We start from the raw sequence: 14,577 nt of genomic DNA on the forward strand, positions 1-14,577 counted from the left end.
TTCATTTTGTTCATAATGACAAGCTTGATGCATAATTTATCATTTACCTACCACAAATTCACTATTGACGTATTGATAATTCACAATTCCTTCACTTTTTCTTCGCCTGTTCAATTAGTTTTTTAATCCTTGAATCTAAGCCTTCACTTGACAGAGTTTGTCGCAAACTATCAACCTTAATCGGAAAACTCAAAGGTGTAAAAGTATTGGAAAATTTCAAAATAATTTTTGATTTCTCAATTCTTTTAAAAGCTTCAACGAGCCTTTGTTCCTGCAACTGCATATTAAAAACTTCGGTATAAGCCTGTCTTACCAAAAAATGATTGGGATCGTAATCTTCCAATACTTTAAAGATAAGACCTGCAGAACTTTGCAAAGCTTTATTTGAACGTTGTTGTCCCGGAAAATTTTGAATCACCATACCTGAAATTACGGCGATATCCCTAAATTTTCGCCGCGCCATTTCAGCAGAATTAATACTTGAAATCACATCAACCATCAAATTTTCTCGGGTTAATATTTTTTGTAAATTTTCTTCATTTAACGGAATTTGTTTATCACTGAACAATTCAAAACCGTAATCATTCATTGCCATTGAAAAGGAAATCGGAGCCAGTTTTGAAATCCGGTAGGCAATCAATGCAGCCATCACTTCATGCACCAAACGACCTTCAAAAGGATACATAAATAAATGATAACCTTCCCGATTTTTGATTAATTCAACCAAAAATTCATCCTCTTTTGGAATATGTGAACGTTCTTCCTGTTTTGCCAATAAAGGATGTAAAAATTTCAGTTCTTTCTCGGAAGCTTTCGGATTCAATGCTCCGGATAATTTTTCCCTTAAAAATCGTCCTAAATTTGAACTTAAAGGCAACCTTCCGCCCAAATAACTTGGTGCCAACGCTTTTCCTTTTGATAAACGAACGTAAACGGTCATGTCTTTTACCATTGCTACTTCCAAAACACGACCAGCCAATATAAATTTTTCTTCTTTTTTTAATTTTGAGATAAAATATTCCTCAACCATTCCGATATATCCGCCAGAAATAAATTTCACTTTCAACATTGCATCGCTTACAATTGCGCCCATATTCATACGATGAAGCATCGCGATTCTTCTTGAAGTTACTTTAAACAAACCATCTTCCATCACGACAACTTTGTGGTATTCTTCATAACTTTTTAAAGCACTTCCGCCAATTGTGAGAAAATCTAGAATACTTTTCCATTCATCATCGGTGATCTCTTGGAAAGTATAAATTTGTTTAATCCTTTCATACGTTTCGTCAGGATAAAATCCGTCGCCGATTGCCAAAGTCATTAAAAATTGAACCAAAACATCAAAGCACAAAACCTGAGGCTCGCGAGGCTCAATAACATTTTGTTTGACGGCTTCTTTCAAAGCAGCAACTTCAATCAACTCCAAAGAATGGGTAGGAACACAGTAGATTTTTGAGGTTTCGAAAGGGGAGTGACCGCTTCGTCCGGCACGTTGTAGGAATCTCGCAACACCTTTTGCAGAACCTATTTGTATCACAGTATCAACAGGTTTAAAGTCAATACCTAAATCTAAAGATGAAGTAGAAACAACAGCTTTTAATTTTCCATTACTCAAATTTTCTTCAATCCAAATTCTTAAATGGGCGTCAATCGAACTGTGATGAATAGCAATTTGTCCGGCAAAATCAGGATACGCTTCGAGCAACAATTGATACCACATTTCACTTTGACTTCTTGTATTCGTAAAAACGATCGTTGACTTTGAGTTTAAAATAATAGGAACTACTTTATCAGCTAATTTATGCCCAAGATGTCCTGCCCACGGCAAAATTTCTACTTCATCCGGAAAAACAGGAATAATATCAATCTTTTTATGTTCTTTGGCAGTAATTTTTGTTTTTTTAATGTCATAGGGAATTAAAGCTTCCATCGCTTCATCAAGATTTCCAATCGTAGCCGTTATTCCCCAAACCTTCAGTTTCGGAACATATTTTCTGAGTTGAGAAACGCCCAATTCAACAATAACTCCACGTTTTGAACCCAACAATTCATGCCATTCATCAATGACAATACTTTGCAGATTTTGAAAGAATCTTGGATGATTTTTTTGTCCAAGAAGCAAGTGTAAACTTTCGGGTGTTGCCACCAGAATTTCGGGCATATTTTTCACCTGCTGCTGTCTGACTTTCGGATCTGTATCACCGTTTCTTATACCTACTGCCCAATCCAAACCAATCTCGTCAATCGCCTCCTGCATTGCTTTTGCGATATCTTTTGATAGCGACCGAAGAGGAGTTATCCATACCATTTTTAATCTTTTCCCATATTTTTCGGGATGATTTAAAAAGTCTGAAATTAATGCTAAAAAAACGGAATACGTCTTCCCAAAACCCGTCGGAGCAACAACCATACCGCTGTAACCGTTACCGAATTTTTTCCAAGTATCGATCTGGAATTTAAAAGGGGAAATACCTTTATCCGCCATCCATTGCTGAATGACGTTGAACCCGTTGGTATTTTCAAATGTTGACAAACTATTTTATTTTATTGAATATTTTATCGCAAAGTCATACAAAGAATTAAAAAAATCAAAATTTTAAAAGATAAACAAAAGCATTTCATTTATCAAAGAAATACAATTGTATTAAGTTGATAAGCGAAGCGGCTTGCTTTAACTTATTATTAATTCCAAATAGAAGAATCTTTGTATATCCTTGCGATTAATTCTATTATTGTATCAATTTTTTAATCTCTTCCAAATCATCAATTTCATCGACAGTTTTATCTTTCCGCCATCTTACGATTCTCGGAAAACGTAGAGCTACACCGCTTTTATGACGATTGCTGAATCCTATTCCTTCAAAAGCAATTTCAAAAACAAGTTCCGCTTTTACAGTTCTCACAGGTCCAAATTTTTCTATCGCATTTTTATTGACGAATTTGCTGACTTCCATAATTTCTTTATCGGTCAATCCAGAATACGCTTTTGCTATCGTAACTAATTTATCTTCATTTTTCACAGCAAAAGTATAGTCTGTATAGTAAGCACTTCGTCTACCACTACCTTTTTGAGCATAAATGAGAACCGCATCGATCGTCAACGGATTGATTTTCCATTTCCACCAATCGCCTTTTTTCCGCCCGGAATGGTAGGGCGAATTCTTTTGTTTCAGCATTAAACCTTCGCTGTTTATTTCTCTGGAATTTTCTCTGATTTGGTTTAAATTTTCCCATTTTTCAAAGTCAATAACTTGAGAAATTTTTATGTTTTCAGGTTTTTCGTTTAATAATAATTCTTCCAACATAGCTCTTCTTGCAGAGATTGGTTTTTCTCGTAAATCAGTTCCTTCCAATTCCAATAAGTCATAAGTGAAAACTTCAATCGGAATTTCGGAGAGCATTTTTTTAGTTAACGTTTTCCTGTTTAATCTTTTTTGTAATTCATTAAAATTTAAAACTTTACCTTCCTTTACCGCAAGTATTTCTCCATCTAAAACAAAGTTTCCTTTCATCGTTTTTACAACCTCTGTAATTTCAGGAAATTGCTCTGTAATCAATTCTTCACCTCTTGACCAGATGAAAACTTCGTCATTTCTTTTAATAATTTGTCCACGAATTCCATCCCATTTATATTCAATTTGCCATTCATCAGGAGTGCCCAATTCTTGCAGTTCTTTTTCCAATGGATAAGCTAAACAGAAAGGATAAGGTTTGGAATTATCAGGGTTAATTTTTTCCGCCGAAATCAGCTCTTTAAATGAAATTTCATCAGGCAGCCATTTTCCCATTAAACTATGTGTCAACGTACTTGATTCCTGGTCTGAGAATTTTGTTAAAGCATTTATTAAAGTTTTATCAGAAACTCCAATTCGGAAACTTCCGCCTAATAATTTATTGAAAATCAATCGTTCCGTATAATCTAAACCATTCCAGGAGTTTAAAACAAATTCTTTTTTTTCAGTATCCGATTGAGTTTTTAAACCAATAATATCATTCATCCATTGAGAAAGTGTACGGTCAATTTTTTCCGTCGGAGGAGGCAGAATCAGCGAAAGTGTTTCACCCAGATCTCCAACCGAAGAATAGCTTTCCTGAAACAGCCAAAACGGTAATTTTGTAATTTCCAAAGCCCATTCTTTCATGTAGTTTGTATTGACATTACGCTTTGGTCTTTTGCCCGTAAACAAAGCAATAAACCATACTTTATCCTCATCCGGAGCACGTTCCAGATAATCGATGATCGCATCAATTTTGGCATTGGTTTTATTGGTGCTTTCCAAAGCGTTAATTAAATCTGCAAAATGTTTCATGGTTCAATATTTTCGATGGTTTCTTTTTCAGTTTCCTCTTCATCATCTCCATATAAAGTTTCCACGACATCGGATTTTATCCCGATTTCATTTAAATATTTAGAAAAAACTTCGGTTTGTCCGTGCGTTACGTGAATAATTTCCGCTTCTGTGGCTTTTATAGCTTGTAATAAACCTTTCCAATCAGCATGATCACTCATTGGAAATCCTGCATCGGCACTTCGCCATCTTCGGGCACCGCGAACCTGCATCCAGCCTGAACATATCGCTGTTGCAGCGTCCGGTATTTTTTTAATTACGTTACTGTCTAACAGAGCAGGCGGAACAATCACAATTTCACCCTGAACCTGTTTTACACTTTCTCTAAAATCGGGAATTTCATAATCAGGAAGTACAATTCCTACTTCTTCAAACGCTTTGTTGAGTTTACCAATAGAGTAGTGAACATGGATTTTTCCCATTCCCTCAACCGCTTTCATAATCCTTTGAGCTTTTCCCAAAGAATAACCGATAAAAACTGATGTTTTTTGATTTTCCTGATTTCGTAAGACCCAGTTTTGAAGTCTTTTATTAAGATCAGGAACTTCCAGCCAATTGTAAATGGGAAGCCCGAAAGTACTTTCTGTTACGAATTCATTGCATTTAACCAATTCAAAAGGTGTACTTAAACCATCATCCTGAACTTTATAATCACCGGAAATAACACTCACATATCCTTTATATTCCAAACGGATTTGCGCAGAACCAATAATATGGCCTGCGGGATGAAGTGAAAGTTTAACTCCATTCATATCGATAACTTCTCCATATTCAATACTTTGACATTCGATATCGGGAGAGATTCTCTGATGTAAAATCGGTTTTGTGAAGTTATGACAAAGATATTTTTTCATTCCCCAACGAGCGTGATCGGCGTGACCATGCGTAATGACCGCCAAATCAACAGGTCGCCAAGGATCAATGTAAAATTTTCCCTGCGGACAGTAGATTCCTTTATTTGTGAATGTGATTAGTTTCAAGGGTGTGATTGGTTTGAATTTTATCATTCAAAAATCTAACCAATCACATGATAAATTGATGAGAATTAAATATTTTAAGCTTTTTTCAGTTTGAGCTTATAATTATTTAACAAGAAAAAAGTGACGATTCCTACAATTAATTCGATCAAAGCACTTCCCCAATAAATACTTTTAATTCCGAAATAATAAGGCAAAACCAACATTAATGGAATATAAAGAATAATTTGTCTTAGAAAAACTAAGAAACTGGCTTTCTTACTATCATTTACAGCCGGATAATAGGAGAGTGCCAAAACCGTAATCGGCAGTAAAGGTAAAACGGAAAAAAATAATCTAAAATCCAAAATCTGATGATTATTTACAATATACCCCGGAAGCATTAAGGCAATTAATTGCGCCGGAAAAAATAAAGCAATAAAGAAAAAAGGAAATAAAATAGCAACTCCAGCCCAAATGTAAGTTTTCAAAAATTTTCTTGCTCTTAGATAGTTTCCTGCACCAAAATTGATTCCCACAACAGGTTGTAAACCACGCATTAAACCAAATAAAGGGGTTAATAAAAACAAGAAAAATCTATTTAAAACGGTGAAAAATGAAATGTCACTTTCAGTTCCATATCTTGCAATCGCATTAAAAATAATGATACTTTGAATAACTCCCATTACGGATAAAATCATTTCGGGAAGTCCTAATTTTAGAATTTTTTTTCCAATTTCAGGATTGAAAGAAACTGATTTCCAATTGGTTTTAAAAAAACTTTTTCCTTTTGCATAATAGAAAATTCCGAGTAAAGAATAGATAATCATTCCACAATTTGTCGCCCAAGCCGCACCGGAAACGCCCATTCCAAAGGTTGAAATAAAGATTGGTTTTAAGACAATATCAATGACAAGTCCGATTGCAATCATCATGGCTGCGGTTTTCATTTTTCCTTCTGCACGGATTAACATATTTAATGCTAAACCATAAATCCAGAAAATAGTTCCGATTAATGTAACTCTAAAATATTCAACTGCAATGGTTTGTAATTCTCCTTTTGCGCCCATCATTGCCATTAATTCATGAGCAAAAATATAGGCAGGAACAGTACAAAGCGCAGAGAAAAAAATACATAGAAAGTTAAAACTTCCAAATAAATTATACAGTTTGTCTTGCTTGTTTTCTCCAATCCACATACTTACTGCTGCACCCGCTCCGGTTCCGACCAATCTTCCGAATCCCAAAACAATTTGAGATAATGGGTAGGCCATTCCGACTGCTGCAAGCGCTTTTGTATTAATTAAATAGCCAACAAAAATAGCATCCAGAAAATTATTAATTCCGTAAAGAACAATCGCCACAACGGCAGGCCATGAAGTTTCCCACATGACCTTTTTGAGATCACCGTTTAAGATGAATGTTTTGCGGTCCATGCTTTTGTTGTGTTGAATTGTTGAAAGGCAATTCGCTTTTCCACTTTATAAATTTCTTTTTCGGCGATAGAATTAATGATAATTGCATTTCGATACGCACCCATTCCCAAATCCGGCGTTACAAAACCGTGCGTATGAAGTTCGGCATTCTGAACAAATATATTTTCTTCATTATCAATTGTATAATAACGACTTACATCAAATAAACCATCTTCATTTCTTTGAATCTGATTTTCAATTCCTTTTAAAAATTTGGGTTCTTTGTATTTATAACCTGTCGCCAAAATCACATAATCTGAGTCATGTGTAAACGTAACTTCATCCTGTACATGAGTGAAATTCAGTACATAAGAATTTCCTTCAGGATAAATGCTATCTAACTGACAACTAGGCTTTAATTCTACATTTAAAGGAACATTTCCAACGCTCATTTCGTACATGGTGTCGAAAATATCGTTGATTAATTCAAAGTTAATTCCTTTATAAAGAGGTGGTTGTTTTGCCAATAAATTTTTTCGTTGATTGGGTGACATTTGATAAAAATGATCAACATATTCAGGAGAGGTTAATTCTAGTGTCAATTTTGAATATTCCATCGGAAAAAAGCGATCCGGGCGGGTAAACCAACTCATAAATAAATCCTCCTCTGTTTCCGGAAGAAGATCCTGAAAAATTTCAGCTGCACTCTGCCCAGAACCAATAATAGAAACAGATTTTGCATTCAGAATATTTTCTTTGTGATTTAAATATTCTGAAGTATGAATGACATTTGGATAGTCTTTATCCTCCATGAATTCAGGCAATCTAGGCTGAGTTCCTGTTCCTAAAGCTAATTTTTTACTATAATATTTTGTAACATCATTATTTTTTAAATCTAACACTTCAATGATGTAAAGCTTTTCTGATTCATTAAAAATAATATTTTCAACCTTTTTTCCGAAAAGACAATTTGGTAATTGATTAGCTGCCCACCGACAATAAAGATTGTATTCTTTTCTTAAAATAAAGAAATCTTCTCTAATAAAAAATTTATATAAACGGTCAGTTTCCTTTAAAAAATTCAGGAAGCTGTATTTGCTTTTAGGATCTGCCATTGTCACCAAATCTGCCATGAAAGGCACCTGCAAAGTCGCATTATCAAGCATTAAACCCGGATGCCAATCGAAGCCATCCGCCTGATCTAAAAAAAGTGAATTAATAGATTCTACAGGCTCCAAAAGCGCTGCTAATCCAAGGTTGAAAGGACCGATTCCGATCCCGATGATATCGTATATTTTGTTATTTTCCAATGTTTTTGTTTTTTGAAATTAATCTAAAATTTGTGAAGATCCTTCGACTTCGCTCAGGATGAAATCGCTAATACTAACTGCTTATTTGCTGTGTCAGGCTGAGCGTTGTCGAAGTCTCTTATTAATTAGTTAAGAACTTTTCGCTTCTAATCTGCTTTCTGGGCATTTTCCCCAATATCCTTCACGGGTACAGAAAGTTAAATATGCCGTTTTGTGAGGCATTTTGATTACACCTTCTCGAGTGTAGCCCAATTTTGTAATGATTCTATCGGTCGGAACTGCATCAACAGACGCTTCACCGATACATTTTCCAACTTCAGGAAGCATGAAAATATAATCCAAAGCAACCTGAAATGATTGAAACGAAAGCTTCTTATCTTTCTGAGTTTCTGCAACGAAAAAGTGCGTTCCATAATCGGTCGGAAGTGCATCATAATAAGCTCCCACAACATCTCTCATCGGCCAGTAAGGCTCAAAGCTAAACTGCGGAATATCATTTACATAACCGATAAAACTGTGCTGTTCATCACTCGGAAGAATCGTTCTGAACCAAAGTTCAAGATCTCTTTTCGGACCATCCATTTTCCAGTAAGGTTTAGCGTGTTCCATATTGAACCATTCGTGGATCATTTCAAAATCTTTTTCAATGTCGAAAGGACGGATGCTGATGTTTACATTTTCTTCCTCAAAGTATCTTGAATAAACAATTTCTGTAGAGTCAGGCTTGATTAATTTATTTGAAAAGAAGTATTTACTTAAAGGATTTGGTGTATCCAGAAAAACGGCAGGATATTCCAGATTTTCGTCTGCTTCATTGATATTTTGAAGACTTGTGATTAAATTTCCTTTCGTATACCAATTTCTTTTATTGATGATGTAGCTTACCAATCCTGTTTCGTCCTCATTTTCAAGCTCTTTGAATGCTTTGTAAACTAAATTAATGAGTTTCCTTTCGTTGGCTAATCCGCTGCATCCCAAAGCATTCACAACGCCTAAAATATTATTCGTCACCAAATAATAGGTATATTTTGGAGCCAATGATTCTTCATCAATAATCGACTGGCTTTCGTCTGCAATTCCAGGAAGTGCATTGGAAACCAATTCTTTTCTGCCTTCTCTGAAGAAAAATCCCTGATTATCTCTGAAGTAAATCTTCGCAGGAAAACCTTTCTTATCAAGCTCTATCATTACGTTTTGCTGGTGGAATTCACAAGCTAATCCGTAGGTATTCAAAATTCCGACAATTGGTCTTACGCAAATATGAAGATATTGTTTAAACCAATCCAAAGCGACCTGTTCTACAGATAAATCAAGATTTCTGGCTGTGTTGATGATGATATTCTGAAGTCTCGAAGGTTGTCCAAAAATTCCGTCCTGACAAAGAGCAGCTAAAAGTGTTACATTTTTAGTCTTATTTTCACCTTGGAAAGGATTTCTTCTGATACTGATATTGAATCCATTAATCACTCTACCATTAAATTTTACAGCGATAAAGGCAGGATCGACCATAAAATCAATCTCAGGATAATCTTTCTGTAAATTTTTTCCCCAATCGGTTTTTAATAACTGACTGATGTCGTGACCACGGTGAAGTTCCGGATATAAATTAATTCTCTCTGAGTTCGTAATTTTGACATGAAGAGAAAATTTATACATCCATTTGCTATTTTCGCTGTAAACTGTTCTTACAGATGAAGTAGGAGTGAAGTATTCTCCGTAATGTCCCAAAGCAAACAAAATTCCCTGCTCATGCATGATCTGAACATCTTCCTGAACCAATAAATATTCAGCTTCCCAAGGATGCATCGGAACAATTTGATAATCCGGAAATTCATCCCATAATTTTTTATGTTCTGTATCTAAAAGAGGATAGATATTTTCACCTAATTCTTTGGTAATAGGCGTTCCATCTGCATTTTTCTCAATGATATTTTCAGGATTAATTAGGAAATAAAACAATTGAAATTGCCCAGAAGTTTCCGGAGAATATTTTAATAAATCTTCCTGATTAAAGCCTTGCTTTGATTTTGGAACCGGATGTAAAATATGTCCTAAAACAAGTGATTGTTCAGCCTCAATGAAAGACATTTCCAGATCATTGACCGACTTTTTATTTTCAACCAAATGATCTAAATAAGTAGAAAGATTTTCAATGCTGTTGTTTAATCTTTTTAAGACTGTTGAAGCATCAATGTTTGGATGAATTCCTTTTGAATATTCTGCCGTCAGCGTCATAAAACCGTAAATATCAACTTCTGAAACTTCATCTGTGTCGAGAACCCTTCTCAATACGGGAAAGTCAAAAAGATGTCTTCCGGTTTCTGAAAAATAATTTACCGGAACATACACATCACAACCGATCGAAGAAAAATCAATTCTGATATGTAAATCAGTTGGTGTTTTTTTCAAGTGTTTGGCAATTACTTCATCATACTTTGGAATTCCCAAATAACGGCTCCAATTTGTAAATTCTCTCATGTAACAGTTGATCAGAGCGGTATAGTTGATCTGTTCTGCGTATTCCTGATTAGTTAACTTCAATGTATTCATTTCCGTGCTTTTTTATGGTGTCTAATATTGATTTGATGTCTTCAACTGTCGTTAAAGGATTAAGAATGGTAAATTTTAAATAGAATTGTCCGTTGACTTTAGTTCCTGCTACAAGGGCGTTTCCGTTTTTATAGAGTTGTGATTTAATGTATGTATTAATCCTGTTCAGATCAAAAGTTTTGAACGGGTTTGCAGAATAACGGAAGACCAAAGCTGATAAATCCGAGCGGTTTAACAATTCAAAATTCGGGTCGTTTTCCAAAAGATTGGCGGCTTCTTTGGCAGTATGTATAATCCTGTCAATATAACCTCCCAAGCCTTTTTTGCCGATAATTCTAAGGGTAAACCAAAGTTTTAAGGCATCAAAACGTCTTGTTGTCTGTATCGATTTATTAACCTGATTGGGTATTTCATTTTCATCATGATCTTTTGGATTTAAATAATCTGCGTAATGAGTGATCAGTCCGAAATATTTTTTATCTCTGACGATAAATCCACTGCTGCTTACAGGCTGGAAGAACGATTTGTGATAATCTACCGTTACAGAATCGGCATCTTCAATTCCTTGAATTAAATGACGATATTTTTCAGTCAGAAGTAAAGCACATCCGTAAGCCGCATCTACATGAAACCAAAGATTATATTTTTTTGCAATTCCTGAAATATTGATCATCGGGTCAACGTTTCCAAAATCTGTTGTTCCCGCTGTTGCAACAACTGCGATCGGGATATTTCCGTTTTCAATTTCTTTTCTAACTGCATCTTCCAGCAACACGCTGTTCATTCTGAAAGAACGGTCGGTTTTAATTTTAACAATAGCCTGCTCGCCAAGTCCTAAAATAGAAGCACTTTTCTGAATGCTGAAATGTGCTGCATCAGAAACGAAAATCCTGAAACGATGGGCATCTTTTGATAATCCGTCTTTTTTAATGTTGTGATTTAAATATTTCAGAGAGTAATGATCTCTCGCCAACAACATTCCCATCAGATTGCTTTGAGAACCACCGCTGGTGAAAATTCCGTCTGACAGATGATCAAAACCTATTTCTTTACAAGTCCATTCGATCAATTTTTGCTCTATCAATGTTCCGCCAGCACTTTGATCCCAGGTATCAAGGGAAGAATTGATAGAACTGATCAACATTTCTGCTGCAATCGCCGGAATGACCACCGGACAATTAAGGTGAGCAACATATTTAGGATGATGAAAGGCAATCGCATGTTGTGTATATAATTCTTTAACTTCCTCAAAAACCTCTTCATAGGTCTGTGAAGGATCGTTAAGGTTGATATTTTCAAACTGTTTTCTCAGTTCTCGTGGAGAAATTCCGCTGAAAGGCTTGTGGGTGTCTTCCAAAAATGAAATGACACTTTCCTGCGCTTTGCTGACTGCATTTTGATATTCGTGAATGTTGAGATCACAAAATAAATTTTCCAGATTTGGGAAAAGACTTTCCTTTTCCGAAACCAATTTTTCGGTAATAACTGTGTTCATAAAATTCTGGATTGGTTGTTTCTTTTTACTTTTTAATTAGAATTTTTATTGAATTTTTTAATTTTAAGCCATTAAGATTTTATGTAAAACTTTAAAAATGTTAAGCAGATTTTTTATTACATTTTGTTTCATTCAGCATAAAACCGTGTTTGTCCTTTTGACTATAAAGAAATCTACTTAACGATCAAAAATTAAATCTTAATAGTTTAAAATATTCATCTAAATTTGAATTAAATCATTAATAATTTATCGTGTACCCTACAGAAAATGTAGTTCCGCGCCCTTGATAAGCAAAGGCCTTTTGAGGTGCTCCGTAGAAAAATACAGAACGCTGCCCCCAAATTGTTGTGTATTGTTTATTGAAAATATTCTGAACGCCAAAGTTGATCGTTCCTTTGTTCAATTTTACATCTCCGATGAAGTCGAATAGGGTATAACCTGTGATTTTCATGTCTGCTAAATCGGTATAGTTCATAGAATTCTGCATTTGTAGTCTTACAGAAAATCTCTTAGCGTTCCAGCCTGTAAAAGCCATGAATTTTGATGGATTTGTTGTGTAAACAGATTGATTTTGCCAGCCTTTATCAACGGTTTCCGTTTCAGATTGCATCAATAAAATGTTTCCTCCTAATTCCAAACCTTCTGCAAAACGATATCCTAAAGCTCCTTCAAAACCGTAATTTCTTAATTTTTGGTCAAGTAAAGAAATCGTAAAAGCGGCATTGTCTATTTTCAACGTTTTGTTGGAAAGGGCATAAAAAAATGATCCCTGTCCGTAAAATCCGGCTTCCGAAGTTCTGTTATGTCTGAAACCAAATTCCATTTGATCGGTTTTTATTCCGCTTAATGGCTGTTCTGCGATGTTGATGCTGTTCAATAAGTTCCAACGGTTATTGTCTAACTGATATTTTCCAAAACCGTAAGATTTTGCGGCATCTGGAACGGCAAATCCCTGAGAAAAGCTCAACCAAGTCTGCCAAGCGGGAGTAAATTTGTATAATAAACTAGCATTTAACAACGTCACATCGTAGTTATTTTTACCACCTTTTACAACATCTGCAGAATTTCCGTATCCGAAATGCATGTAAACCTGTTCTTTAAATCCAATAAAATCATCCAACTTCACATTAATGAATTGTTGTCTTACTCCTCCGGAAAAGGTTAGTTTTTTACTAATATTCCAATCTGCCTGAATGAAACCTGCCAATGTAAATATTTTTGTATCCGGATATCTTCCTACAAAAGCATCGGTTCTGTTGATCAAACCTCCTGATTCACTGCTTTTTTGAGGATTAAATATTGCCTGATCTCCTGTGAAGTTTTCAAAATCGGTATCGACTCCGTAAGTGAAATTGAAGGAATCCCATTTTTTAGACAAAACCACTTTTGCACCGTAAACATCAGTATTTCCTCTTGCCGAAGAAAGAAATACAGGAAGCGTAACTCCCGCAGGCGGTTTTGGAACTTCCGCAAAAGATGCCCCAAAATCGACTTCTTCTCGTCTTGCGTAAACCTGTAGAATTAAATTTTGACCGCCTAAAATATTTCGGTGATTATACTGTAAATTGACCATAAAACGCTCTGTTCTTGGGACAATATCAGAATCTGCCCCATCTAAAACATTGATTAAATCTGGATTTTTAGTAGTAAATCCAACAAAATTCTGCCCGAAAGACAGCCATTTTTTATTTCTAACCTTAGAATTATAATATTGTAAATCCAAACTCAAATCCTGATCCGGACTTAATTTAGCACTTATTCCTCCTAAAATGTCAATCGATCTGTTGTATTGAAAATCTGCTTGCTTAACATCCGTTATAATTTGATTTCCGCTCGCATCAAAAGCGCCTTCATTTTGGGTAAAAGCGGCTCCCAATCTGAATTGAATTTTATCATTTCCGCCTGAAACTGACTGTGCAATCCTTTTATCGAGATCATCTTTGTGAAAGCCTGATTTCAAACCAACTGAAGTTTCGAAAGCCAGTTGATTGGACTTTGGTTTCTTGGTAATGATATTAATAATTCCTCCTGTAGAATCACCTCCGTAGATTGCAGAAGCTCCGGAAAGCACTTCAATTCTTTCGATGTTAAAAGGATCGATGGCATCAAATTGTCGGCTTGTCGCTCTCGTGCTGTTCAAAGAAACACCATTCAACAAAACAAGAACATTTCTGCCACGCATGTTTTGGGCATAATTTGTTCTTCCCTGATTTCCAAAATCAAATCCAGGAATCATATTTCCCAACACTTCTTTCAACCCGGCACCGCCTCTGATCTGAGTTTGAAGCTCTTTATCACTAATCACCCAAACCGTTCCCGGAATATCACTAATTTGCTTTGGCGAACGTGAAGACACTAGGATAATTTCGTTGATGTCTGTGGTGTTTAAACTGTCCTGCTTACTCTGAGCAGAAGTATTTGCGGCTATTGTTGCCAGCAAGAATATAGAAAGCGCGTATTGCTTTTTCATTTATTTAGAATAATTAAAAATAACGAGGT

8 protein-coding genes are annotated in these 14,577 nt (G+C 35.4%); all 8 read right to left on the reverse strand.

Going from position 1 to position 14,577, the window contains the following annotated elements; all coding sequences use genetic code 11:
- Positions 1–91: 91 nt before the first annotated feature.
- Positions 92–2,488: a ligase-associated DNA damage response DEXH box helicase gene (locus EG348_RS18860; RefSeq protein WP_164463344.1), complete on the reverse strand. Its 2,397-nt coding sequence runs from the start codon at positions 2,486–2,488 to the stop codon at positions 92–94.
- A gap of 244 nt (positions 2,489–2,732) precedes the next feature.
- A complete protein-coding gene (locus tag EG348_RS18865; protein WP_123984500.1) occupies positions 2,733–4,313 on the reverse strand; it encodes an ATP-dependent DNA ligase in 1,581 nt (526 codons plus the stop codon).
- Complete coding sequence (locus EG348_RS18870; RefSeq protein WP_123984501.1) at positions 4,310–5,332, reverse strand: ligase-associated DNA damage response exonuclease; 1,023 nt, start codon at positions 5,330–5,332, stop codon at positions 4,310–4,312. Before EG348_RS18870 ends, EG348_RS18865 begins: the two co-directional genes overlap by 4 nt.
- Before the next feature lie 74 nt (positions 5,333–5,406).
- Entirely contained in the window at positions 5,407–6,744 is a 1,338-nt protein-coding gene (locus EG348_RS18875) for an MATE family efflux transporter (protein WP_123984502.1), read from the reverse strand.
- Positions 6,720–8,033 carry a lysine N(6)-hydroxylase/L-ornithine N(5)-oxygenase family protein gene (locus EG348_RS18880; protein WP_123984503.1) on the reverse strand — a complete coding sequence of 438 codons (1,314 nt, stop codon included), beginning with the start codon at positions 8,031–8,033 and terminating at the stop codon, positions 6,720–6,722. Before EG348_RS18880 ends, EG348_RS18875 begins: the two co-directional genes overlap by 25 nt.
- A 129-nt stretch (positions 8,034–8,162) precedes the next feature.
- On the reverse strand, positions 8,163–10,583 hold the full coding sequence (locus tag EG348_RS18885; protein ID WP_123984504.1) for a GNAT family N-acetyltransferase: 2,421 nt from the start codon (positions 10,581–10,583) through the stop codon (positions 8,163–8,165).
- On the reverse strand, positions 10,561–12,078 hold the full coding sequence (locus EG348_RS18890; RefSeq protein WP_123984505.1) for a pyridoxal phosphate-dependent decarboxylase family protein: 1,518 nt from the start codon (positions 12,076–12,078) through the stop codon (positions 10,561–10,563). The genes EG348_RS18885 and EG348_RS18890 overlap by 23 nt, the downstream gene beginning before the upstream one ends.
- Before the next feature lie 238 nt (positions 12,079–12,316).
- On the reverse strand, positions 12,317–14,548 hold the full coding sequence (locus EG348_RS18895) for a TonB-dependent receptor (protein ID WP_123984506.1): 2,232 nt from the start codon (positions 14,546–14,548) through the stop codon (positions 12,317–12,319).
- Positions 14,549–14,577 lie beyond the last annotated feature (29 nt).

This window comes from Chryseobacterium sp. G0201, from assembly GCF_003815655.1.
Taxonomy (GTDB): domain Bacteria; phylum Bacteroidota; class Bacteroidia; order Flavobacteriales; family Weeksellaceae; genus Chryseobacterium.

Bases quoted from the DNA above. Each gene is read 5' to 3' on its own strand.
- EG348_RS18860 (WP_164463344.1), bottom strand. From the start codon at position 2,488: ATGGCGGATAAAGGTATTTCCCCTTTTAAATTCCAGATCGATACTTGG.
- EG348_RS18865 (WP_123984500.1), bottom strand. From the start codon at position 4,313: ATGAAACATTTTGCAGATTTAATTAACGCTTTGGAAAGCACCAATAAA.
- EG348_RS18875 (WP_123984502.1), bottom strand. From the start codon at position 6,744: ATGGACCGCAAAACATTCATCTTAAACGGTGATCTCAAAAAGGTCATG.
- EG348_RS18885 (WP_123984504.1), bottom strand. From the start codon at position 10,583: ATGAATACATTGAAGTTAACTAATCAGGAATACGCAGAACAGATCAAC.
- EG348_RS18890 (WP_123984505.1), bottom strand. From the start codon at position 12,078: ATGAACACAGTTATTACCGAAAAATTGGTTTCGGAAAAGGAAAGTCTT.
- EG348_RS18895 (WP_123984506.1), bottom strand. From the start codon at position 14,548: ATGAAAAAGCAATACGCGCTTTCTATATTCTTGCTGGCAACAATAGCC.